Annotated in this window: 16 protein-coding genes and 1 riboswitch; of the genes, 4 read left to right on the forward strand and 12 right to left on the reverse strand. The window is 70.3% G+C overall.

What is annotated here, in order from left to right; all coding sequences use genetic code 11:
• Nucleotides 1–340: 340 nt before the first annotated feature.
• Entirely contained in the window at nucleotides 341–2,443 is a 2,103-nt protein-coding gene (locus ACFWI4_RS11075) for a CocE/NonD family hydrolase (protein ID WP_387193715.1), read from the forward strand.
• Nucleotides 2,444–2,934: 491 nt separating this feature from the next.
• Nucleotides 2,935–3,127, forward strand: a riboswitch (cyclic di-AMP (ydaO/yuaA leader).
• 3 nt (nucleotides 3,128–3,130) lie between these two features.
• Nucleotides 3,131–3,910, forward strand: a complete 780-nt coding sequence (locus ACFWI4_RS11080; protein WP_387193718.1) for a transglycosylase SLT domain-containing protein — start codon at nucleotides 3,131–3,133, stop codon at nucleotides 3,908–3,910.
• Between the two features lie 166 nt (nucleotides 3,911–4,076).
• Here ACFWI4_RS11080 and ACFWI4_RS11085 read toward each other — a convergent pair whose 3' ends face one another.
• Complete coding sequence (locus tag ACFWI4_RS11085; RefSeq protein ID WP_385401983.1) at nucleotides 4,077–4,886, reverse strand: HAD family hydrolase; 810 nt, start codon at nucleotides 4,884–4,886, stop codon at nucleotides 4,077–4,079.
• Between the two features lie 724 nt (nucleotides 4,887–5,610).
• On the opposite strand from ACFWI4_RS11085, the gene fahA reads away from it, so the two are divergent.
• The gene (gene fahA / locus ACFWI4_RS11090) at nucleotides 5,611–6,840 is read left to right on the forward strand and encodes a fumarylacetoacetase (protein WP_387193721.1); all 1,230 of its coding nucleotides are present in this window, start codon (nucleotides 5,611–5,613) and stop codon (nucleotides 6,838–6,840) included.
• Nucleotides 6,841–7,047: 207 nt separating this feature from the next.
• On the opposite strand, the gene recQ is transcribed toward fahA, so the two are convergent.
• Nucleotides 7,048–9,108, reverse strand: coding sequence for a DNA helicase RecQ (gene recQ / locus ACFWI4_RS11095; protein ID WP_387194011.1), 2,061 nt, complete (start codon nucleotides 9,106–9,108; stop codon nucleotides 7,048–7,050).
• Nucleotides 9,109–9,397: 289 nt separating this feature from the next.
• Here recQ and ACFWI4_RS11100 point away from each other — a divergent pair, with 289 nt between their 5' ends.
• A complete protein-coding gene (locus tag ACFWI4_RS11100; protein WP_387193724.1) occupies nucleotides 9,398–10,135 on the forward strand; it encodes a hypothetical protein in 738 nt (245 codons plus the stop codon).
• Nucleotides 10,136–10,194: 59 nt separating this feature from the next.
• Here ACFWI4_RS11100 and nuoN read toward each other — a convergent pair whose 3' ends face one another.
• Genes nuoN through nuoE form a run of 10 tightly spaced genes read right to left on the reverse strand, consistent with a single transcriptional unit; the run spans nucleotide 10,195 to nucleotide 23,126 of the window.
• Entirely contained in the window at nucleotides 10,195–11,853 is a 1,659-nt protein-coding gene (nuoN, locus tag ACFWI4_RS11105) for an NADH-quinone oxidoreductase subunit NuoN (RefSeq protein WP_387193727.1), read from the reverse strand.
• Entirely contained in the window at nucleotides 11,850–13,421 is a 1,572-nt protein-coding gene (locus ACFWI4_RS11110; protein ID WP_387193731.1) for an NADH-quinone oxidoreductase subunit M, read from the reverse strand. The genes nuoN and ACFWI4_RS11110 overlap by 4 nt, the downstream gene beginning before the upstream one ends.
• A 5-nt stretch (nucleotides 13,422–13,426) precedes the next feature.
• A complete protein-coding gene (nuoL, locus tag ACFWI4_RS11115) occupies nucleotides 13,427–15,340 on the reverse strand; it encodes an NADH-quinone oxidoreductase subunit L (RefSeq protein ID WP_387193734.1) in 1,914 nt (637 codons plus the stop codon).
• Nucleotides 15,341–15,354: 14 nt separating this feature from the next.
• On the reverse strand, nucleotides 15,355–15,654 hold the full coding sequence (gene nuoK, locus ACFWI4_RS11120) for an NADH-quinone oxidoreductase subunit NuoK (RefSeq protein ID WP_009190046.1): 300 nt from the start codon (nucleotides 15,652–15,654) through the stop codon (nucleotides 15,355–15,357).
• Nucleotides 15,651–16,469, reverse strand: coding sequence for an NADH-quinone oxidoreductase subunit J (locus ACFWI4_RS11125; protein WP_387193738.1), 819 nt, complete (start codon nucleotides 16,467–16,469; stop codon nucleotides 15,651–15,653). Before ACFWI4_RS11125 ends, nuoK begins: the two co-directional genes overlap by 4 nt.
• Nucleotides 16,466–17,107 (reverse strand): NADH-quinone oxidoreductase subunit NuoI, encoded by a 642-nt coding sequence (gene nuoI / locus ACFWI4_RS11130; RefSeq protein WP_387193741.1) that lies wholly within the window; start codon nucleotides 17,105–17,107, stop codon nucleotides 16,466–16,468. Before nuoI ends, ACFWI4_RS11125 begins: the two co-directional genes overlap by 4 nt.
• Nucleotides 17,100–18,470, reverse strand: a complete 1,371-nt coding sequence (gene nuoH / locus ACFWI4_RS11135) for an NADH-quinone oxidoreductase subunit NuoH (protein WP_385401964.1) — start codon at nucleotides 18,468–18,470, stop codon at nucleotides 17,100–17,102. The genes nuoI and nuoH overlap by 8 nt, the downstream gene beginning before the upstream one ends.
• On the reverse strand, nucleotides 18,467–20,971 hold the full coding sequence (locus tag ACFWI4_RS11140) for an NADH-quinone oxidoreductase subunit G (RefSeq protein ID WP_387193745.1): 2,505 nt from the start codon (nucleotides 20,969–20,971) through the stop codon (nucleotides 18,467–18,469). Before ACFWI4_RS11140 ends, nuoH begins: the two co-directional genes overlap by 4 nt.
• Complete coding sequence (nuoF, locus tag ACFWI4_RS11145) at nucleotides 20,968–22,320, reverse strand: NADH-quinone oxidoreductase subunit NuoF (RefSeq protein ID WP_387193748.1); 1,353 nt, start codon at nucleotides 22,318–22,320, stop codon at nucleotides 20,968–20,970. The genes ACFWI4_RS11140 and nuoF overlap by 4 nt, the downstream gene beginning before the upstream one ends.
• Nucleotides 22,317–23,126, reverse strand: coding sequence for an NADH-quinone oxidoreductase subunit NuoE (gene nuoE / locus ACFWI4_RS11150; RefSeq protein ID WP_387194014.1), 810 nt, complete (start codon nucleotides 23,124–23,126; stop codon nucleotides 22,317–22,319). The genes nuoF and nuoE overlap by 4 nt, the downstream gene beginning before the upstream one ends.
• Nucleotides 23,127–23,135 lie beyond the last annotated feature (9 nt).

Below are 23,135 nucleotides of genomic sequence, written 5' to 3' on the forward strand. Positions count from 1 at the left end.
TGATGTGATCAGATTTGCGATGGTCTGCGAAGAAGCACCCGGAAGGGGTGACTGTGTCCGACGGTCGCACCCGCTCCCCCGCACGGCCGGGACCCGACGGCCCGTCCCGCGTACGACCGGTACCCGACGGTCCCGTACGACCGGTACCCGACGGTCCCGTACGGCCACTGTCGGGCCGCCCCGCTCCCGGGCCCGGCGCGCGCCGCCGCTCCGTACGGCGCGGTGCCGCGTGCCGCCGTGGGGTGCGCCACCAGGGGCTGCGCCACCACTTGGTGGCGTTCGGCGCGCCGCCGTTCCGTGCCGTGCCGCACGATGTCTTCCGTCCACCGAGGTGACGCTCATGCACATCCGTACGTCCTTCCCCTACGAGACCACTCACGAGGACGCCCTCGTCCCCCTCCCGGACGGCACCCGTCTGTACGCCCGGATCTGGCGGCCGCTGACCGAGGAGCCCGTGCCGGCGCTCCTGGAGTACCTCCCGTACCGCCTGACCGACGGGACGGCCCCGCGCGACCAGCAGCGCCACCCCTGGTACGCCGGGCACGGCTACGCATCCGTCCGCGTGGACGCGCGCGGCCACGGGAACTCGGAGGGCGTACCGGGGGGCGCGTCCCCGGGGGCCGATCCGGACGACGCGGTCGAGGTGGTCTCCTGGCTGGCCGCCCAGCCCTGGTGCACCGGCCGGGTCGGCATGTTCGGGATCGCGTGGGGCGGCCTGCTCTCCCTCCGCGTCGCGGCCCGTGCCCCCGGGCCCCTCAAGGCGGTCGTCACTGTCTGCTCGGCCGACGGCCTCCATGACACCCGCGGCCCCCACGACCCGTACGACACCCATGACCCGTACGACCTCCACGACCCGTACGACCTCCACGACCCGTACGACCTCCATGACCCTTATGAGAACGACGCGCACCGAGTCGGAGGTTCCGTCTCCGCCGTCGGCACATACGCCCGGTCGGCCGCCCGCCTCGCCTTCGCAGCCCGCCCGCCGGACCCCGCCCATGTGGGCGAGGGCATGTGGCGGGACATGTGGGAGAGACGACTGGAGGCCGCCCTCCCCTCCACGCGCAGCGGGCCGGGCCACCGGACCGAGGATGCGCACGGGCACGGGCACCACGAGAGCGCCGTTGAGGAGTACGGGGCCGTTCGCGCGGCGGTCCTCGCGGTCGGCGGCTGGCACGACCCTCACCGCGACGCCGTGCTGCGCCTGGTGCGGAACCTGCCGGCGGACCGCGTACGGGGTCTCATCGGCCCCTGGTCCCGCCAGTACCCGGACCGCGACCTGCCGCCCGGGCCCGCGATCGGCTTCCTCCAGGAGACGCTGCGCTGGTGGGACCACTGGCTCAAGGAAGAGGACACGGACGCGCTGGCCGTCCCCCTGCTGCGCTCCTACGTGATGGACGCGCACCCTCCGGCGACCGTGTACCCCCGGATCGCCGGCCGCTGGGTGGGGGACCCCGCCTGGCCCTCCCCCTCGGTGACCCCGGTCGCGTACGCGCTCCAGGGCGCCCCGCTGCCGGTGCGGTCCCCGCAGCACACCGGGGTCGACGCGGGCCGCCTCGTCCCGTTCGGCGACGACGCGGACCTGCCGCCGGACCAGCGGGAGGAGGACGCCCGGTCGGCCTGCTTCGAGTTCGAGGTGCCGGAGGAGACCTGGGTGCTGGGCCGGCCCCGGGTCAGTCTGCGGCTGACGTCCGCGGCGCCCGGGGGCCAGGTGATCGCCCGGCTGTGCGACGTGGCTCCGGACGGAGCGTCCACACTCGTCACCCGGGGCGCCCTGAACCTCTCGGCGCGAAGAGGCCCCGGCCGGACGGCTCCCTGGAGTCCGGGCACCACGGAGAACGTGGTCCTCGACCTGAACGCCATCGGCTACGCGTTCCCTGCCGGCCACCGCATCCGGCTGGGCGTCTCCTCCGCGTACTGGCCCTGGATCTGGCCGGAACCCGGATCGGAGGCGGGCTTCACCCTGGAGCCGATCGGCAGCGTCCTCGAACTCCCCGTACGGGCAAGGGAGTCGGACCCCACGATCACCTTCGCGGAGCCCGAGGAGTCCGAGCCGCTCGGGGTGACCGTCTCCGCGACCCTGGACGAGCCCCGGCCGCAGCGCCTGGTGGTGCGCGACGTGGCCGCGGGGACCTGGAGCCTGGAGGTGACCCCGGGCCCGGGCGGCACCCGCGTGCACCCCGACGGCCTCGCATGCACGGAGGAGGGGCTGGAGACCTACACGATCGAGTCGTCGGACCCGCTGTCCGCGCGCACCCGCTCGACCTGGTCGATCCGGCTGCACCGCCCGGACCTGCCGTGGGAGGCCCGCGTCGAGACGGTCTCCGTCGTCAGCTGCGACGCGCGGGACTTCATCACGAGCGGCGAACTGGTCTGCAAGGACGGTGACGAGGTCGTGTTCCACCGCACCTGGGAGAAGAGAATCCCGCGCACCTCCATCTGACACGACTCAAGAGGCTTACGGGACAAGGGATTTCACCACCTCCCTTCCGCTGACCATCGACAACACCGCTGCCGCGAGCCGGACTTCGCGCCGCCCCCGCCCGGACCGGCCCGGACTCCCGGCCGGCACCCCCTCCCCTCTCCACGAGGGGAGGCACGCGCCCCTGACGTGGCCCACGCCACAATTCCCTTCCCACAAGGGGCCGCTCGGCACCTCCCAGGAGGCTCGGCGGCGCCCTTCGGCGCGAACGCGATGCCCGAATTACCCCTCATGCGGCCTTGGCGCCCTTTGCTCTCGTGAGTTGAGTCACCGGGCCGCCCTGCCGCCGCCCCGCGCCCTCTCCGACGCAACCCCTTCGCTAAAGGCAAGTTGAGGATCCAATTCCGGCACAATCGGACTTTTTACCCTCGCCTTAACCAGGAGAAAGCGATCTTCGCGGTCAAATCTCGCCTTGTTTCGGACATGTGCTCTCGCATACGTTCTGGTCGACCCCGGGCGGATCGCCGAATCCTGCCGCCGCCCGGAAACCCATCGACCCACGCACGGCAGGAGCGGGGGAACCACAGGTAAGCCGCCGATCCGGACAAACCGGACCGGCTTGGGGTGAAGCCGCGCTCACAGCGCGGCCGGGCATCTCCCGCCCGAACCCGACAGCTCACCTCGCAGGCGTCGGAGAGGACATTCGTCATGCCCGTACGAGGCAAGCACCGCAGCAAGAAGGCCAACGTCATCACCCGCGGCATGATCGCCGCCGGCACGGGCGGCATCGCCCTCGCCCTTCCGCTCGTGAGCGCGACCGGCGCCAGCGCCGCCACCCCGGCCCAGGCCCCCCAGGTCGCGAAGACGGCCCACACCGCGGTGGTCCCCAACGTGCAGCTCGTCACCTACAAGGTCGTCGCCGGCGACACCCTGTCCAAGGTGGCGAAGAAGTACCCCAAGAGCGGCGGCTGGAAGAAGCTGTACGCGGCGAACCGCGCGGTCATCGGCGACAACCCGGCCCTGATCCGCCCGGGCCTGAAGCTGACCGTCGGCACCAAGTCGCTGGGGACGACGACCGTCCGCACCACGGCGAACGCGACCTCCGCCGTCGCCAAGACCTCGGCGACCACCGCGACGACCGCCGTCCAGGCCTCCGCCAAGACGTACGCCAACAACCTCGACGGCTGGATCAAGGAATCCCTCGACGTCATGGCCAAGGCGGGCATCCCCGGCAGCTACGACGGCATCTACCGCAACGTGATGCGCGAGTCCTCCGGCAACCCCAACGCCATCAACAACTGGGACTCCAACGCCGCCGCGGGCATCCCCTCCAAGGGTCTGCTCCAGGTCATCGACCCCACCTTCCAGGCGTACCACGTCGCCGGCACGTCGATGAACATCTACGACCCGGTCGCGAACATCACCGCCGCCTGCAACTACGCGGCCAAGACGTACGGCTCCATCGACAACGTCAACGGCGCCTACTGATCCACCCCGCCCCACCCCGTTCTTCACCGCACCCGCCGACGCTCCTTCCGGACCGTCGGCGGGTGCGGTTGTGTTCAGGGGGTGCTTCGTGAGGGGGGCGTTTCGTGAGGGGGGCGTTTCGTGAGGGGGGCGTTTCGTGGGCCGGTGGGCCCCGCCGGTGCCGCCGTCAGAAGCCGAAGACGCGCTCCAGCACCACCGCGATCCCGTCGTCCTCGTTCGACAGCGTGATCTCGTCGGCCACCGCCTTCAGTTCCGGATGGGCATTGGCCATCGCCACACCCCGGGCCGCCCAGTCGAACATGGGGATGTCGTTGGGCATGTCCCCGAAGGCGAGCGTCCCGCACGCGGAGAGCCCGAGGTGCGCCGCGGCCAGGGCGAGTCCCGTCGCCTTGGTCACCCCGCATGGCTGGAGTTCGACGGTGCCGGGCCCGGACATCGTCACCGTCGCCAGCGAACCGACCACTCCCCGTGCCGCCGACGCCAACTCGTCGTCGGACAAGGACGGGTGACGGAGCAACACCTTGCTGATCGGCTCCGCCCAGAGGTCGTCCCGGCGCGGCACCCGCACCGCGGGCAACGTCGGATGCGGCATGACGTATCCCGGCTCGATGAGCGTCAACCCGTCCACGCCGTCCTGGTCGACCGCCGCGTACAGCATCCCGACCTCCGCCTCGATCTTGCCGAGCGCCGTCTCCGCCAGCTCCCTGTCCAGGGTCACCGACCACAGCATGCGGTCCGCGGCGGCGTCGTAGAGCTGTGCCCCCTGTCCGCACACCGCCAGTCCCTCGCCGCCGAGTTCATCGAGAAACGGTCGCACGCGCGGCGCCGGTCGACCCGTGACCACGAGATGCCGGGCACCTGCCCGGGTCACCTTCGCCAACGCGGCGCGTGACCGGTCGGAGAGTGTGTCGTCGCCGCGCAGCAGCGTTCCGTCCAGGTCAGTGGCGATGAGTGAATATGCAGTCGGAGCGGCCATGATCCGAAGAATACGGATCCCGCGACTCATCGGCCCGGCGTGAACCGGACGACGTCCGGTATCCCGTCTGCAACGCCGTTCACCGCACGGCGGTAAGCGCGTTGCGACCGATTCGGATCACCCACGCTCCGCTTCCGCCCACACCGACTTTCCCGAACACGACCGACCACAACACCCCAACACCCCCTGAACACAAGGCAACCAGCGTTCCCGCGCCGCCAACACACCTGCCCGGCAAACGAATTAGCCCCCGGACGCCTCCCGGATCGCGCGACGGACGTGAACTCCGCCCCGCGCGCCCGGCGCATCGAAGGACCGGAAGGGCCGCGCGAAACGGACTCGGCGCAGAACGAGCACCGGGGAGCCCCCCCCCCCCCCCCCCGCGGCAGAAATCCGATCCCAGGAAGCACGGGGCAGCCCAACGCGGCCTGGCGCGGCCCAACACAGCCCGGCGCAGCCCGACGAAACCCTGCCAAGCCTGACGACACCAGCGAAACTCCGCGAAACCCCTCACAGCGAAGGGCGCGAAGCCCCGCCACGGCTGCCACCCGCGGCTCGCGGAGCCGGAATCACCGCGTCCGACCTGGCCAATTCGGACATTGGGCACCCTTTAGGCCCTGCCACAGCAGGGTCTCTCCCCCGTAACGTGTGCCCCGACCACATGAAACGCGTGGAACGCATGGCCCACATGGCGAGTACGAATCCGAAAGCGAGGCACCAACCGATGCCCCCCTTCGATGTCCCCGAGGGCGATCCCTTCGGCCCGCACAACCTGCCGTACGGCGTGTTCTCCCTGACCGACCCGGCCGGGGACCCCGAGCGACGCGTCGGCGTACGGCTCGGCGACCACGTGCTCGACGCGGGCGCCGCCGCCCGTTCGCTCGGCTCCCCCTACGCCGGGCTGCTCGCGCAGCCGACCCTGGACCGGCTGCTCGCCGCGGGCCGCACCGCGTGGTCCGACGTCCGGCGGGCGCTGACGGCCTGGGTCACCGTCCCGGCCCACCGGGAGACCCTCGCTCCCCATTTCCACCCTCTGTCCGACGTGACGCTGCACCTCCCGTTCACCGTCGCCGACTACGTCGACTTCTACGCCTCCGAGAACCACGCCCGGAACGTCGGCCAGATCTTCCGCCCGGACGCCGCCGACTCCCTCACGCCCAACTGGAAGCACCTGCCGATCGGTTATCACGGCCGCTCCGGAACGGTCGTGGTGTCCGGCACGGACGTCGTCCGTCCCTCAGGCCAGCGCAAGGCTCCCGCGGACGCCGCCCCGGTCTTCGGTCCCTCGGTCCGCCTGGACATCGAGGCGGAGGTCGGCTTCGTCGTCGGCACCCCCTCGCAGCAGGGCCGGCCGGTGCCCCTGGGCGACTACCGCGACCACGTCTTCGGCCTGTGCTTGCTCAACGACTGGTCGGCGCGCGACGTCCAGGCCTGGGAGTACGTCCCGCTCGGCCCGTTCCTCGGCAAGTCCTTCGCCACCTCCGTGTCGGCGTGGATCACCCCGCTGGACGCGCTCGACGACGCCCTCGTGGCCCCGCCCGTCCGCACGCACCCCCTCCTTCCCTACCTCGACGACGCCTCCGAGGAGCCGGGCGGCTACGACCTCCGGATCTCCGTGGCCGTCAACGGCCACGTCGTCTCCGAACCCCCCTTCTCCACCATGTACTGGACGGCCGCCCAGCAGCTGGCCCACATGACGGTCAACGGCGCTTCCCTGCGCACCGGTGACCTCTACGGCTCCGGGACCGTCAGCGGACCCACCGAGGGCGAGCGCGGCTCCCTGCTCGAACTCACCTGGAACGGGCGCGACGCCCTCGAACTCCCCGACGGAAAGCGCACGTTCCTCGAGGACGGCGACGAGGTCACCCTGACGGCCTGGGCACCCGGACCGGGCGGGACCCGGGTGGGCCTCGGCGAGGTCCGGGGCCGCATCACCCCGGCCGTCTCCCTGTAGGGGACCCGGGAGCCGCCCCGCAGGGGGAACGAGGTCCGTGTCACGGTGGCCAGAGCCCTGGCCACCGTGCCCTGCGGAGCCCGGAGTGCCGGCGGCGCCGACGGAGCCGACGGAGCCCGGAGGGGCGGGCGGAACCGGCGGAACCCGGAGGGACCGGCGGAGCCTCGCCTCCGCCGCGCGCCTGCCCGTGCCCCTGCCGTGAACCCGCTACATCCAGTCCTCGGGCGGCTCCTGGTCCAGCTCGGGCCAGTCCGGGTCCGGTCCTGCGGCGGGCACCGGAGCCGGTGCGGCCGCGGGTCTTCCGGCGGTCGGAACGGCCCGAGTGGCCGGGGCAGTCCGAGTCGTCGGAGCGGTCGGAGTCGCCGGAGTGGTCGCGGGCGGGCCGTCGGCCAGGGAGGCCAGGACCGCGACGACGCCCTCTCCATAGGTGGCCAGCTTCTTCTCGCCCACCCCGCTGATGCCGCCGAGGTCCTTCACGGAGGTCGGCCACACCGTGGCGATCTCCCGCAGCGTGGCGTCGTGGAAGATCACGTACGCCGGGACGCCCTGTTCGCGGGCCTGCTCACCGCGCCAGGCCCGCAGCGCCTCGAACGCGGGGACGAGCTCGGCGGGCAGATCGGCCGCGGCGGCCTTGGCCTTGCGCTCGCCCTTGGACGCCGACGACCGGGACGCGGCCGGCTTCGCCGTCTCCTTGCGCAGCGGCACGTCACGCTCGCGCCGCAGCACGGTCCCGCTGGCGTCGGTCAGCACCAGCGTTCCGTACTCGCCCTCGACCGCGATCAGACCCTGGGCCAGCAACTGCCGTACGACACCGCGCCATTCGGCCTCCGCCAGCTCCTCGCCGATACCGAAGACGGACAGCTGGTCGTGGTCGAACTGGATCACCTTGGCGGTCTTCCGCCCCAGCAGGATGTCGACGATCTGGCCCGCGCCGAACTTCTGCCCCCGCTCCCGCTGGAGGCGCACCACCGTGGACAGCAGCTTCTGCGCGGCGACCGTGCCGTCCCAGGTCTCCGGCGGGGTCAGACAGGTGTCGCAGTTGCCGCAGGCCGGGGTGTCGGGGTCCTGGCCGAAGTAGGCCAGGAGCTGGGAGCGCCGGCACTGGACCGTCTCGCACAGGGCGAGCATCGAGTCCAGATGGCTGGCGGCCCGGCGTCTGAACGCCTCGTCGCCCTCGGAGCCCTGGATCATCTTGCGCTGCTGGACCACGTCCTGGAGTCCGTACGCCATCCACGCCGTGGAAGGGAGTCCGTCGCGGCCTGCGCGGCCCGTCTCCTGGTAGTAGCCCTCGACCGACTTCGGCAGGTCGAGGTGGGCGACGAACCGGACGTCCGGCTTGTCGATGCCCATGCCGAAGGCGATCGTGGCGACGACCACGAGGCCCTCCTCGCGCAGGAAGCGGGACTGGTGCGTGGCACGGGTGCCCGAGTCCAGGCCCGCGTGGTACGGCACCGCCTCGATGCCGTTGCGGGAGAGGAACTCCGCCGTCTTCTCGACGGAGTTGCGCGAGAGGCAGTACACGATGCCCGCGTCGCCCGTGTGCTCCTCGCGCAGGAAGGACAGCAGCTGCTTCTTCGGGTCGGCCTTGGGAACGATCCGGTACTGGATGTTGGGGCGGTCGAAGCTCGCCTCGAAGTGGCGGGCCGCGGGCATGCCCAGGCGCTGGGTGATCTCCTTGTGCGTCGCGCGGGTGGCGGTGGCCGTGAGCGCGATGCGCGGGACGTCGGGCCAGCGCTCGCCGAGCAGCGAGAGCGCCAGATAGTCGGGACGGAAGTCGTGGCCCCACTGGGCCACACAGTGCGCCTCGTCGATCGCGAAGACCGAGATCTTCCCTCGGGACAGCAGGTCCAGCGTGCTGTCGAGCCGCAGCCGCTCGGGGGCGAGGTAGAGCAGGTCGAGCTCTCCGGACAGGAACTCCGCCTCGACCACGCGCCGCTCGTCGAAGTCCTGCGTGGAGTTCATGAACCCGGCGCGCACGCCCAGCGCCCGCAGCGCATCCACCTGGTCCTGCATGAGCGCGATCAGCGGGGAGACGACCACACCCGTACCCGGTCTGACCAGGGAAGGGATTTGGTAGCAGAGGGACTTTCCGCCGCCGGTCGGCATCAGGACGACGGCGTCACCCCCCGCCACCACGTGCTCGACGATCGCTTCCTGCTCGCCGCGGAAGGCGTCGTACCCGAAGACCCGGTGGAGGGTGGCCAGTGCCTCGCTCTCGCCCGGCTTCTCCGTCGCGTCCGCTTCGGTCATCACACCCGTCCCGCCCATCGTTCCGTCCCCCGTACGCCGCATCTCGACCACTGCGTCCACGATAGGGGTCCGCGCCGACAGTCCGAGAGTTGTCCACAGGCTGCGACCGGCCGGCTTCCCCGCGTACCGGCGCCCGGCGCGTCTCACTCCCCCGCGCGGCGCGCCCCGGCCGGGTTCAATCCGTTGGCCCCGCCCGCATGGCGGCGGTTCCGGGCCGAGGGCCATGCTGCTCGGGCGGGAGGAGGGGGCCCGCAGCCGACGGACCCGTGCAGTCCGTACGCCTCTCTCGTGCTCTAGGAGTCATCGCATGTCCCAGCGTCCCCTCAGGACCGCCCTCACCCTCGTGACAGCCGCCGCGGCCTCGCTCACCCTGTCCGCCGCCCCGGCCCCGGCCGCGGCCCGTCCGGTCGATCCGAAGGCCGTGCGGGATCTGGTCACCGCGTACGTGTCCAGCGTGAAGTACCTCGACGAGAAGACCGCCCTGGCCGACGGGTACGTCCCCCACCAGTGCTCCTCGGATCCCGCGGGGCACGGCAGCATGGGCTACCACTACTTCAACGAGTCCCGCTACGGCTCGCTGGATCCGGCGAAGCCCTCGGCGCTCCTCTTCGAGGACGGCAAGGACGGGAAGCGCCATCTCGCCGGGGTCGAGTGGATCGTGCTGGACTCCGACCAGAACATGAAGACCACCAAGGACCGACCGTCGATGTTCGGCGGGCAGAAGTTCGACGGTCCGATGCCGGGCCACTATCCCGGTATGCCGATCCACTACGACCTGCACGTCTGGCTGTGGAAGCAGAACCCGAACGGCCTGTTCGACCGCTGGAACCCCCGGGTGACGTGCCCGGCCGCGCCTGCCCACACCGGCAAGATGGACATGGGGCACACGAGCTCGTCCGGGACGGCCCACACCGGCTCGTCGTCCACGGCCCACACCGGCTCGTCGTCGGCCGCGCACAAGGGGTCGTCCTCCACCGCGCAGACCGGTTCCATGGGCGCCGCCCACACCGCCCACACCGGTCACGCCGGTCACGCCGGTCACTGAGAACGGCTCGGGCCCCGCTCCCCCCGAGGGAGCGGGGCCCGAGCCGCGGGCGGCCTCGCTCAGCGCACGAAGACCCCGGCCTGGCCGGCCAGGTTCAGGAAGTACTGCGGGGCCACACCGAGCACCACCGTGACCGCCACGCCGAACGCGATGGCCGTCATGGTCAGCGGCGACGGCACGGCGACCGTCGGCCCCTCGGGCTTCGGCTCGCTGAAGAACATCAGCACGATCACGCGGATGTAGAAGAACGCGGCGATCGCCGACGAGATCACACCGATCACGACCAGCGCGCCCGCGCCGCCCTCGGCCGCCGCCTTGAACACGGCGAACTTTCCGGCGAATCCCGAGGTGAGCGGGATGCCGGCGAAGGCCAGCAGGAAGACCGCGAACACCGCGGCCACCAGCGGCGACCTCCGTCCGAGACCCGCCCACTTGGACAGGTGCGTGGCCTCTCCGCCCGCGTCCCGTACGAGCGTGACGACGGCGAAGGCGCCGATCGTGACGAAGGAGTACGCGGCCAGGTAGAAGAGGACCGACGAGACGCCGTCGGGCGAGGTCGCGATGACACCCGCGAGGATGAATCCGGCGTGCGCGATCGACGAGTACGCCAGGAGCCGCTTGATGTCGGTCTGGGTGATCGCGACGATCGCGCCGCCCAGCATGGTGACGATCGCCACGGCCCACATGACCGGCCGCCAGTCCCAGCGCATGCCCGGCAGGACGACGTACAGCAGGCGCAGCAGCGCGCCGAACGCCGCCACCTTCGTCGCCGCGGCCATGAAGCCGGTGACCGGGGTCGGCGCGCCCTGATAGACGTCGGGCGTCCACATGTGGAAGGGCACCGCGCCGACCTTGAAGAGCAGGCCCATGACGACCAGGGCCATGCCCATGAGCAGCAGTACGTCGTTGCCCATGGTGCCGGCGAGCGCCGGGTCGACGTTGGTGATCGTTCCGTCGACGACGTGCGCGATCGTCGCGTACGACACGGAGCCCGCGTAGCCGTAGAGCAGGGCGATGCCGAAGAGCGTGAACGCGGAGGCGAAGGCGCCGAGGAGGAAGTACTTGACCGCCGCCTCCTGCGACATCAGCCGCTTGCGGCGGGCCACGGCGCACAGGAGGTACAGGGGCAGGGAGAAGACTTCCAGGGCGACGAACAGGGTCAGCAGGTCGTTGGCCGCGGGGAAGACCAGCATGCCGCTGATCGCGAAGAGCAGCAGCGGGAACACCTCGGTGGTGGTGAACCCGGCCTTCACGGCGGCCTTCTCGCTGTCGCTGCCGGGTACCGAGGCGGCCTGCGCGGCGAAGGCGTCGACCCGGTTTCCGTGGGCCTGGGGGTCGAGGCGCCGTTCGGCGAAGGTGAAGACGCCGAGGATTCCGGCGAGCAGGATCGTGCCCTGGAGGAACAGGGCCGGTCCGTCGACGGCGATCGCGCCCATCGCCGCGATGTGCGCCTTCGTGGTGCCGTATCCGCCGGCCGCCAGTGCGACGACCGCGGAGAAGGCCGCGGCCAGGGCGACGACGGCGATGAACACCTGTGCGTAGTAACGGGACTTGCGCGGCAGGAAGGCCTCGACCAGAACCCCGAGGACCGCCGCGCCGAGGACGATCAGAGTGGGCGACAATTGCCCATATTCGATCTTCGGTGCGTCGATCTTGGAGATCGGCTCGGCCGCGGTTGCCGCTGTTGTCCACAGGCTGTGGACGGCTGATGCGCTCACTTGGCCGCCTCCACCGCGGGCTGGGGGTCCGTCTTGTGTACGTCTGACATGGTCTGCTTGACCGCCGGGTTGACGATGTCGGTGAGCGGCTTCGGGAAGACGCCCAGGAAGATCAGCAGAGCGATCAGCGGGGCGACCACCAGGAGCTCGCGCACCCTGAGGTCCGGCATCTCGGCCACCCCGGCCTTGACCGGGCCGGTCATCGTCCGCTGGTAGAGGACGAGGGTGTACAGGGCGGCGAGGACGATGCCGAAGGTGGCGATGATGCCGACCACCGGGTAGCGCGTGAACGTGCCGACCAGGACCAGGAATTCACTCACGAAGGGCGCGAGCCCCGGGAGCGAGAGTGTCGCCAGGCCGCCGATCAGGAAGGTGCCGGCGAGCACCGGGGCCACCTTCTGCACCCCTCCGTAGTCGGCGATCAGACGCGAGCCACGCCGCGAGATCAGGAAGCCGGCCACCAGCATCAGCGCGGCGGTCGAGATCCCGTGGTTGACCATGTAGAGCGTCGCGCCCGACTGGCCCTGGCTGGTCATCGCGAAGATGCCCAGGATGATGAACCCGAAGTGCGAGATCGACGCGTAGGCGACCAGGCGCTTGATGTCCCGCTGTCCGACGGCGAGCAGCGCCCCGTAGACGATGCTGATCAGCGCCAGGACGAGGATCGCGGGCGTCGCCCACTTGCTGGCCTCCGGGAAGAGCTGGAGGCAGAAGCGGAGCATCGCGAAGGTGCCGACCTTGTCGACGACCGCCGTGATCAGCACGGCGACCGGTGCGGTGGCCTCACCCATGGCGTTGGGCAGCCAGGTGTGCAGCGGCCACAGGGGCGCCTTCACCGCGAAGGCGAAGAAGAAGCCGAGGAAGAGCCACCGTTCGGTGCTGGTCGCCATGTGCAGCGAGCCGTTGGCCCGTGCCTGGACGATCTCCTGGAGCGAGAAGCTCCCGGCCACCACGTAGAGGCCGATCACCGCGGCCAGCATGATCAGGCCGCCGACCAGGTTGTAGAGGAGGAACTTCACCGCGGCGTACGAGCGTTGGGTCGCCGCGGCCTCGTCGCCGTGCTCGTGGGCCCGGTCCCCGAAGCCGCCGATGAGGAAGTACATCGGGATCAGCATGGCTTCGAAGAAGATGTAGAAGAGGAAGACGTCGGTGGCCTCGAAGGAGATGATCACCATCGCCTCGACGGCCAGGATCAGGGCGAAGAAGCCCTGGGTCGGGCGCCAGCGCCTGCTTCCGGTCTCGTGCGGATCGGCGTCGTGCCAGCCCGCGAGGATCACGAACGGCATCAGCAGCGCGGTGAGCGCGACGAGCGCCACCCCGATGCCGTCCACGCCCAGTTGGTAGCGCACCCCGAAGTCTGGGATCCAGGCGTGGGACTCGGTGAGCTGGTAGCGGGCACCGCCGGGGTCGAAACGCACCAGGGTGACCGCGGCGAGTGCCAGTGTGCCCAGGGAGACGAGCAGCGCCAGCCATTTGGCCGCGACGCGCTGCGCGGCCGGCACGGCGGCCGTGGCGATCGCCCCGAGGGCCGGGAGCACCGCCGTCGCTGTCAGCAGAGGAAAGGACATCGGTATCAGACCGCCCTCATCAGCAGGGTCGCGGCGACGAGGATCGCCGCGCCGCCGAACATCGAGACCGCGTAACTGCGCGCATAGCCGTTCTGGAGCTTGCGCAGCCGTCCGGAGAGACCGCCCACCGAGGCGGCCGTCCCGTTGACGACCCCGTCGACCAGCGTGTGGTCGACGTACACCAGGGAGCGGGTGAGGTGCTCACCGCCGCGTACCAGCACGACGTGGTTGAAGTCGTCCTGGTAGAGGTCGCGCCTTGCGGCGCGGGTGAGCAGGGAGCCGCGCGGGGCGACCACCGGGACGGGGCTGCGTCCGTACTGGAGGTAGGCGATGCCGGCGCCGACGACGAGCAGCACCATGGTGGCCAGGGTGACGGTGAGGGCGCTCACGGGCGAGTCGCCCTCCGAGTGTCCGGTGACCGGCTCCAGCCAGTGCAGGAAGCGGTCGCCGATGCTGAAGAAGCCGCCCGCGAAGACCGAGCCGAAGGCCAGCACGATCATCGGGATCGTCATGGAGCTGGGCGACTCGTGCGGGTGCGGCTCGTGGCCCTCCGCGTCGGGCTGCCAGCGCTTCTCCCCGAAGAACGTCATGATCATCACGCGCGTCATGTAGTACGCGGTGATCGCGGCGCCCAGCAGGGCCACGCCGCCGAGGATCCAGCCCTCAGTGCCGCCCTTGGCGAAGGCCGCCTCGATGATCTTGTCCTTGGAGAAGAAGCCGGACAGGAAGGGGAAGCCGATGATCGCGAGATAGCCGAGGCCGAAGGTCACGAACGTGATCGGCATGTACTTCCTGAGGTTGCCGTACTTCCTCATGTCGACCTCGTCGTTCATGCCGTGCATGACCGAACCGGCACCGAGGAAGAGGCCGGCCTTGAAGAAGCCGTGCGTCACCAGGTGCATGATCGCCCAGACGTAGCCGATCGGGCCGAGGCCGGCCGCCAGCACCATGTAGCCGATCTGGGACATGGTCGAGCCGGCGAGCGCCTTCTTGATGTCGTCCTTCGCGCAACCGACGATCGCACCGAACAGGAGCGTGACCCCGCCGACGACGGTGACGACGAGCTGGGCGTCGGGTGCCGCGTTGAAGATCGCGGCCGAACGGACGATCAGGTACACGCCCGCGGTCACCATGGTGGCGGCGTGGATGAGGGCCGAGACCGGGGTCGGGCCCTCCATCGCGTCCCCGAGCCAGGACTGGAGCGGCACCTGGGCCGACTTGCCGCACGCGGCGAGCAGGAGCATCAGCGCGATGGCGGTGAGCTTGCCCTGGGTGGCGTCCCCGGCGATCCCCGCGTGCCCCTCGGTGCCGAGCAGCGGCCCGAAGGCGAAGGTCCCGAAGGTCGTGAACATCAGCATGATGCCGATGGACAGGCCCATGTCGCCGACGCGGTTGACCAGGAAGGCCTTCTTGGCGGCGGTGGCCGCGCTGGGCTTGTGCTGCCAGAAGCCGATCAGCAGGTACGAGGCGAGACCGACGCCCTCCCAGCCGACGTACAGCAGGAGGTAGTTGTCGGCGAGGACGAGCAGCAGCATCGCCGCCAGGAACAGGTTCAGATAGCCGAAGAAGCGGCGGCGGCGCTCCTCGTGCTCCATGTACCCGATCGAGTACAGGTGGATGAGCGAGCCGACGCCGGTGATCAGCAGGACGAACGTCATCGACAGCTGGTCGAGCTGGAAGCCGACGTCCGCGCGGAAGTTTCCGACCGCGATCCAGCTGAACAGATGCTGGGTGAACGTCCGGTCGTCCGGGCTCTTGCCCAGCATGTCGGCGAAGAGCACGACGGCGATCACGAAGGAGGCGGCCGCGAGCACGGTGCCGATCCACTGGCCGACGGCGTCCAGCCGCCTGCCGCCGCACAGCAGTACGGCCGCTCCGAGCAGAGGCGCCGCGACGAGCAGCGCAATCAGGTTCTCCACGATTCAGCGACCCCTTACAGCTTCATCAGGCTGGCGTCGTCGACCGAGGCCGAGTGGCGGGAACGGAACAGCGACACGATGATCGCGAGCCCGACCACGACCTCCGCGGCGGCGACGACCATCGTGAAGAACGCGATGATCTGGCCGTCGAGATTGCCGTGCATCCGGGAGAAGACGACGAAGGCGAGGTTGCAGGCGTTGAGCATCAGCTCGATGCACATGAACACCACGATCGCGTTCCGTCTGATCAGGACACCGGTGGCGCCGATCGTGAACAACAGAGCGGCGAGGTAGAGGTAGTTGACCGGATTCACTTGGACGCCTCCTCCGGCTTCGTGCGCTCCAGGCGCTCCTCGGAGCGCTGCTCCAGCGCCTTCAGGTCCTTCAGCGCGTCGGCCGACACGTCACGGATCTGTCCGCGGTCGCGCAGCGTCTTGCTGACGGTCAGCTCGGACGGGGTGCCGTCCGGGAGCAGGCCCGCGATGTCCACCGCGTTGTGCCGGGCGTAGACACCCGGTGCCGGCAGCGGCGGCACGTGCCTGCCCTCGCGCACGCGCTGCTCGGACAGCTCGCGCTGGGTCCTGGCCCGCTCGGTGCGCTCGCGGTGGGTGAGCACCATGGCGCCGATGGTGGCCGTGATGAGCAGGGCGCCGGTGATCTCGAAGGCGAACACGTACTTCGTGAAGATGAGGGCGGCCAGGCCCTCCACGTTGCCGGCGGAGTTCGCCTTGCCCAGGCCGTCGAAGTCCTTGATCGACGCGTTGCCGATCCCGGCGAACAGCAGGATGCCGAAGCCGAGTCCGCAGAGCAGGGCCAGCCAGCGCTGCCCCTTGATGGTCTCCTTCAGCGAGTCCGCCGCGGTGACACCGACGAGCATGACGACGAAGAGGAAGAGCATCATGATCGCGCCGGTGTAGACGACGACCTGGACGATGCCCAGGAAGTAGGCGCCGTTGGCGAGGTAGAACACCGCCAGGATGATCATGGTCCCGGCGAGGCACAGCGCGCTGTGCACGGCCTTCCTCATGAAGACGGTGCACAGGGCGCCGATCACCGCGACGGTCCCGAGGACCCAGAACTGGAAGGCCTCCCCGGTGGAGGTGGAGTACGCGGCCAGGTTGGCGGTCATGCCTCCGCCCCCTCTCCGGCGGACGGTCCCGCGGACGGTCCCGAGGGGGTCGCCGAGGGGTGCAGCTCGCCCTTGGAGACGGCCACCTGGCGCTCGGTGCCGGGCGCCGCCTCGGTCACCAGACCGCGGTAGTAGTCCTGCTCGTCCGTGCCCGGGAAGATCGAGTGCGGCGTGTCGACCATGCCTTCCTGGAGTCCGGCGAGCAGCTGCTCCTTGGTGTAGATGAGGTTGGCGCGGCTGCTGTCCGCGAGCTCGAACTCGTTCGTCATCGTCAGCGCGCGCGTGGGGCACGCCTCGATGCACAGGCCGCACAGGATGCAGCGGGCGTAGTTGATCTGGTAGACGCGGCCGTAGCGCTCGCCCGGGGAGTAGCGCTCCTCCTCGGTGTTGTCCGCGCCCTCCACGTAGATGGCGTCCGCGGGACAGGCCCAGGCGCACAGCTCGCAGCCGACGCACTTCTCCAGTCCGTCCGGATGGCGGTTGAGCTGGTGCCGGCCGTGGAACCGCGGTGCGGTGGTCTTCTGCTGTTCCGGGTACTGCTCGGTCAGCCGCTTCTTGAACATGGCCTTGAAGGTCACGCCGAAACCGGCGACGGGGTTCTGGAAACCCTGCTTGGTCTCCTTCGGCTCCTCAGCCATCGGACCCCTCCTTTCCGTCACGAGATCCGGTGACCGATCCATCACTCGCAGTATCGGACCCGCCACTGACAATCAGCTCCCGCTCCCGGCGCGGACGGCGCCGCGGTACGGGCGGCAGCTCCTGGCCGGGCAGCGGGGGCACGGGGAATCCGCCGGCCATCGGGTCGAAGGCGACGGGTTCGGCGGGCTCTTCCCGGCCCTGCTTGTCGCGGAAGATGTCCGCCACGAACGAGAGCAAGAGCAGGACGAGGACGCCTCCGCCCACGTACAGGGCGATGTCCGCGAAGTCGTAGTGCTCGTTGCGGAGCGTCCGTACCGTCGCGACGAGCATCAGCCAGACCACGGAGACCGGGATGAGCACCTTCCAGCCGAGCTTCATCAGCTGGTCGTAGCGGACGCGCGGCAGCGTGCCGCGCAGCCAGATGAAGAAGAACAGCAGCAGCTGCACCTTCACCACGAACCAGAGCATCGGCCACCAGCCGTGGTTGGCGCCCTCCCAGAAGCTGCTGATCGGCCAGGGTGCCCGCCAGCCGCCCAGGAAGAGCGTCGTGGACACGGCCGAGACCGTCACCATGTTCACGTACTCGGCGAGCATGAACAGCGCGAACTTGATGGACGAGTACTCGGTGTTGAAGCCGCCGACCAGGTCGCCCTCGGACTCCGGCATGTCGAACGGGGCCCGGTTGGTCTCGCCGATCATCGTCACGACGTAGATCAGGAACGAGACGGGCAGCAGGACGATGTACCAGCGGTCGTGCTGCTGCTCGACGATCGTCGAGGTCGACATCGAACCGGAGTAGAGGAACACGGAGGCGAACGCGGCGCCCATGGCGATCTCGTACGAGATCATCTGGGCGCAGGAGCGCAGACCGCCGAGGAGCGGGTAGGTGGAGCCCGAGCTCCAGCCGGCGAGCACGATCCCGTAGATGCCGACCGAGGCCACCGCGAGGATGTAGAGCATCGCGATCGGCAGGTCGGTGAGCTGCATCGTGGTGCGCTGACCGAAGATCGAGACCTCGTTGTCCGCGGGCCCGAAGGGGATCACCGCGATCGCCATGAAGGCCGGGATCGCCGCCACGATCGGCGCGAGGACGTAGACGACCTTGTCCGCGCGCTTGACGATGACGTCTTCCTTGAGCATGAGCTTCACGCCGTCGGCGAGCGACTGGAGCATGCCCCAGGGCCCGTGCCGGTTGGGCCCGATGCGCAGCTGCATCCAGGCGACGACCTTGCGCTCCCACACGATGGAGAAGAGCACGGTCACCATCAGGAAGGCGAAGCAGAAGACCGCCTTGACGACGACCAGCCACCAGGGGTCGTGGCCGAACATCGAGAGGTCTTCCGCGGCGAGGTACGGCTTCATGCCTCCACCTCCTTGGGGGCCTCGGCGGCGATGGTCGCCGGGCCGATGCGGACGAGTGCGCCGGGCAGCGCCCCGGTGTCGGAGGCGACGCCCCCTCCGGTCGAGTTCAGCGGGAGCCAGACCACGCGGTCGGGCATCTCGGTGATCTGGAGCGGGAGTTCGACCGCTCCCCCGGGACCGGTCACGGCGATGAGGTCGCCGTCCTTGACCCCGGCCTCGGCGGCGGTGGCGGCCGACACGCGCGCGCGTGCGGCGTGCCGGGTCCCGGCGAGCGCTGCGTCGCCCTCCTGGAGACGCCCCTGGTCGAGCAGCAGCCGGTGCCCGGCCAGTACGGCCTCTCCGGCGTCCGGCCGCGGCATCGGCACCCCGGTCTCCCGGGGCTCGCCGGCCCGCGGACCGTCCCAGGCGCCGAGCCGGTCGATCTCCCCGCGCGTGGTGCGCAGATCCGGCAGCCCGAGGTGTACGTCCATGGCGTCGGCCAGCATCTGCAGGACGCGGGTGTCGGCGGGCGCGAGCCGCCGGGTCATCTGGTCGGGCTTGAGGGCGGCCTCGAAGGAGCGGACCCTGCCCTCCCAGTTGAGGAAGGTTCCGGCCTTCTCGGCGACCGCGGCGACCGGCAGGACGACGTCGGCGTGCTCGGTGACCTCGCTGGGCCGCAGTTCGAGCGACACCAGGAAGCCCACCTCGGAGAGGGCCTCACGCGCGCGTGCCGGATCGGGAAGGTCGGCGATCTCCACGCCCGCGACCACCAGGGCGCGCAGTTCGCCGCCGACGGCCGCTTCCACGATCTGGCCGGTGTCCCGGCCGTAGCGGTGCGGGAGTTCGGAGACGCCCCAGGCGGCCGCGACCTCGTCCCGCGCGCGCGGGTCGGTGGCCGGGCGGCCGCCCGGCAGCAGCGACGGCAGCGCGCCGGCCTCGATCGCCCCGCGCTCCCCGGCCCGGCGCGGGATCCACACCAGCCGGGCGCCCGTGGCGGTCGCGGTCCGCACGGCCGCGGTCAGGGCGCCCGCGACGGCGGCCAGCCGCTCGCCGACGACGATCACGGCGCCCTCGGCGCGCAGCGCCTCGGCGGCCCTGGAGCCGTCGTCGTCCAGGCCGACGCCGCTCGCGAGCGCGTCCAGCCACTCGGTCTCGGTGCCGGGCGCGGCCGGCAGCAGTGTGCCGCCCGCCTTCTCCAGACCGCGGGTGGCGTGGGTGGCGAGGGAGAAGGTCTTCTGTCCGTGCCCGCGCCAGGCCTTGCGCAGCCGCAGGAAGACGCCGGGCGCCTCCTCCTCGGACTCGAAGCCCGCGAGCAGGACGGCGGGTGCCTTCTCCAGGGAGGTGTACGTGACACCGGTGGCGTCGAGGTCCCGGCCGTGTCCGGCGATCCGGGCGGCCAGGAAGTCGGCCTCCTCGGAGCTGTGCACGCGCGCGCGGAAGTCGATGTCGTTCGTGTCGAGGGCCACACGCGCGAACTTGCTGTACGCGTAGGCGTCCTCGACGGTGAGCCGGCCGCCGGTGAGGACGCCGGCCCTGCCGCGGGCCGCCGTCAGCCCTTGCGCGGCGGCTTCGAGTGCCTCCGGCCAGGAGGCGGGTTCGAGGACACCGTCGGCGTTGCGGACCAGGGGGGTGTCGAGGCGGTCGCGCTGCTGCGCGTACCGGAACCCGAACCGGCCCTTGTCGCAGAGCCATTCCTCGTTGACCTCGGGGTCCGGGGCCGCGAGGCGCCGCATCACCTTGCCGCGCCGGTGGTCGGTACGCGTGGCGCAGCCGCCGGAGCAGTGCTCGCACACGGAGTGCGAGGAGATGAGGTCGAAGGGGCGCGAGCGGAAGCGGTACGCCGAGGACGTGAGCGCGCCCACCGGGCAGATCTGGATCGTGTTGCCGGAGAAGTAGGACTCGAAGGGGTCGCCGTCGCCGGTGCCGACCTGCTGGAGCGCGCCCCGCTCGACCAGTTCGATCATGGGGTCGCCCGCGATCTGGTTCGAGAAGCGGGTGCAGCGGGCGCACAGCACGCACCGCTCGCGGTCGAGCAGGACCTGTGTGGAGATGGGGACGGGCTTCTCGTAGGTCCGCTTCCTGCCCTCGAACCGGGACTCGGCGTTGCCGTGCGACATCGCCTGGTTCTGGAGGGGGCACTCGCCTCCCTTGTCGCAGACCGGGCAGTCCAGCGGGTGGTTGATGAGCAGCAGCTCCATCACACCGTGCTGTGCCTTCTCGGCGACCTGGGAGGTGAGTTGAGTCCTGACGACCATCCCGTCCGTACAGGTGATCGTGCAGGATGCCATGGGCTTGCGCTGGCCCTCGACCTCGACGATGCACTGGCGGCAGGCGCCGGCCGGGTCGAGGAGCGGGTGGTCGCAGAACCGGGGGATCTCGATGCCGAGCTGTTCGGCGGCCCGGATGACGAGGGTGCCCTTGGGCACGCTCAGCTCGACGCCGTCGATCGTCAGCGAGACGAGGTCCTCCGGCGGGACCGACGCCTCCCCGCCTCCGGAGGGAGCGCTGGTGGTCACTGTCATGCGTTCACCTCCGTGTGCTTGTCCGCCCAGGCCGTGGACCTGGCGGGGTCGAAGGGGCAGCCGCGGCCCGTGATGTGCTGCTCGTACTCCTCGCGGAAGTACTTGAGCGAGGAGAAGATCGGCGAGGCGGCGCCGTCGCCGAGGGCGCAGAAGGACTTGCCGTTGATGTTGTCGGCGATGTCGTTCAGCTTGTCGAGGTCGGACATGACGCCCTTGCCGGCCTCGATGTCGCGCAGCAACTGGACGAGCCAGTAGGTGCCTTCGCGGCAGGGGGTGCACTTGCCGCAGGACTCGTGGGCGTAGAACTCGGTCCAGCGGGTGACGGCGCGGACGACACAGGTCGTCTCGTCGAAGCACTGGAGTGCTTTCGTGCCGAGCATGGAACCCGCGGCGCCCACTCCTTCGTAGTCAAGAGGGACGTCGAGGTGCTCCTCGGTGAACATCGGGGTGGAGGAGCCGCCCGGCGTCCAGAACTTCAGCCGGTGGCCGGGGCGCATCCCGCCGCTCATGTCGAGGAGTTGACGAAGAGTGATGCCGAGCGGTGCCTCGTACTGGCCGGGGCTGGCGACATGGCCGCTGAGCGAGTAGAGCGTGAAGCCCGGAGACTTCTCGCTGCCCATCGACCTGAACCATTCCTTGCCTTTGTGGAGAATTGCGGGAACCGACGCGATGGATTCGACGTTGTTCACAACAGTTGGACACGCATAGAGACCCGCGACAGCAGGGAAAGGAGGGCGGAGTCGCGGTTGGCCACGGCGGCCTTCGAGCGAGTCGAGCAGCGCGGTCTCCTCACCGCAGATGTACGCGCCCGCGCCCGCGTGCACGGTGAGCTGGAGGTCGAGCCCGCTGCCCAGGATGTTCTCGCCCAGGTAGCCCGCCGCGTAGGCCTCGCGCACGGCCTCGTGCAACCGCCGCAGCACGGGGACCACTTCACCGCGGAGATAGATGAAGGCATGCGAAGACCGAATGGCATAGCACGCGATCACAATGCCCTCGATGAGGCTGTGCGGGTTCGCGAAGAGGAGCGGGATGTCCTTGCAGGTTCCCGGCTCCGATTCGTCGGCGTTGACAACTAGATAGTGAGGTTTGCCGTCTCCCTGGGGAATGAACTGCCATTTCATTCCGGTCGGGAATCCGGCCCCGCCGCGGCCGCGCAGTCCGGAGTCCTTGACGTACGCGATCAGGTCGTCCGGCGACATGGCGAGTGCCTTGCGCAGGCCCTCGTACCCGTCGTGCCTGCGGTAGACGTCCAGCGACCAGGACCTGTCCTCGTCCCAGAAGGCCGACAGCACGGGTGCGAGCAGCTTTTCGGGACTCGTCTCGTTGATCTCGGCTGCCAAGGTCATCACTCCCCCTCCTCTGCCACGGGACCCGCCGGGTGGGACGGGTCGGAGGCCGACGTGTCCTGCGGCGCGTCGTGCGAGCTCGGGTGCTCGGCGGGCCGCTGGTTCTGAGGTGCTCCTCCGCCGCGCGGGTGCACCACGCGCGCGGGGGCGCTCTCCCCCTTGGCCAGCCGCAGGCCCACCAGGGAGGCGTGGCCCGCGCTGCCGCCGGCGTCCACGGCGCCCTCGCGCTCGTCGGGGAAGCCCGCCAGGATCCGGGCGGTTTCCTTGAAGGTGCACAGCCGGGCGCCGCGGGTCGGGTCGACGTCGGCGCCGGCGCGCAGGTCGTCGACGAGCCGCTTGGCCGAGTCGACGGTCTGGTTGTCGAAGAACTCCCAGTTCACCATCACGACGGGCGCGAAGTCGCAGGCCGCGTTGCACTCGATGTGCTCCAGGGTGACCTTGCCGTCGCCGGTGGTCTCCCCGTTGCCGACGTCGAGGTGGTCCTGGAGGGCCTCGAAGATGGCGTCGCCGCCCATGACGGCACACAGGGTGTTGGTGCAGACACCCACCTGGTAGTCACCGCTCGGCTTGCGCCGGTACATCGAGTAGAAGGTGGCGACGGCGGCGACCTCGGCCGTCGTCAGGTCCAGTACCTCCGCGCAGAACCGCTGTCCCGTGCGCGTGACATGGCCCTCCTGCGACTGCACGAGATGCAGCAACGGAAGGAGCGCCGAGCGGGAGTCGGGGTAGCGGGCGATGATCTCGCGCGCGTCCGCCTCCAGCCGGGCCCGGACGTCGGCCGGGTAGTCGGGCGCGGGCAGTCGGGGCATGCCCAGGCT

It is taken from the genome of Streptomyces sp. NPDC127038 (assembly GCF_042725875.1).
In the GTDB taxonomy this organism is placed as follows: Bacteria; Actinomycetota; Actinomycetes; order Streptomycetales; family Streptomycetaceae; genus Streptomyces.

What these genes read in the sequence shown, in the direction of transcription:
- ACFWI4_RS11075 (WP_387193715.1), top strand. Translation starts at nt 341, where the DNA reads ATGCACATCCGTACGTCCTTCCCCTACGAGACCACTCACGAGGACGCC.
- ACFWI4_RS11080 (WP_387193718.1), top strand. Translation starts at nt 3,131, where the DNA reads ATGCCCGTACGAGGCAAGCACCGCAGCAAGAAGGCCAACGTCATCACC.
- ACFWI4_RS11085 (WP_385401983.1), bottom strand. Translation starts at nt 4,886, where the DNA reads ATGGCCGCTCCGACTGCATATTCACTCATCGCCACTGACCTGGACGGA.
- fahA (WP_387193721.1), top strand. Translation starts at nt 5,611, where the DNA reads ATGCCCCCCTTCGATGTCCCCGAGGGCGATCCCTTCGGCCCGCACAAC.
- recQ (WP_387194011.1), bottom strand. Translation starts at nt 9,108, where the DNA reads ATGGGCGGGACGGGTGTGATGACCGAAGCGGACGCGACGGAGAAGCCG.
- ACFWI4_RS11100 (WP_387193724.1), top strand. Translation starts at nt 9,398, where the DNA reads ATGTCCCAGCGTCCCCTCAGGACCGCCCTCACCCTCGTGACAGCCGCC.
- ACFWI4_RS11110 (WP_387193731.1), bottom strand. Translation starts at nt 13,421, where the DNA reads ATGTCCTTTCCTCTGCTGACAGCGACGGCGGTGCTCCCGGCCCTCGGG.
- ACFWI4_RS11125 (WP_387193738.1), bottom strand. Translation starts at nt 16,469, where the DNA reads ATGACCGCCAACCTGGCCGCGTACTCCACCTCCACCGGGGAGGCCTTC.
- nuoI (WP_387193741.1), bottom strand. Translation starts at nt 17,107, where the DNA reads ATGGCTGAGGAGCCGAAGGAGACCAAGCAGGGTTTCCAGAACCCCGTC.
- nuoH (WP_385401964.1), bottom strand. Translation starts at nt 18,470, where the DNA reads ATGAAGCCGTACCTCGCCGCGGAAGACCTCTCGATGTTCGGCCACGAC.
- ACFWI4_RS11140 (WP_387193745.1), bottom strand. Translation starts at nt 20,971, where the DNA reads ATGACAGTGACCACCAGCGCTCCCTCCGGAGGCGGGGAGGCGTCGGTC.
- nuoE (WP_387194014.1), bottom strand. Translation starts at nt 23,126, where the DNA reads ATGCCCCGACTGCCCGCGCCCGACTACCCGGCCGACGTCCGGGCCCGG.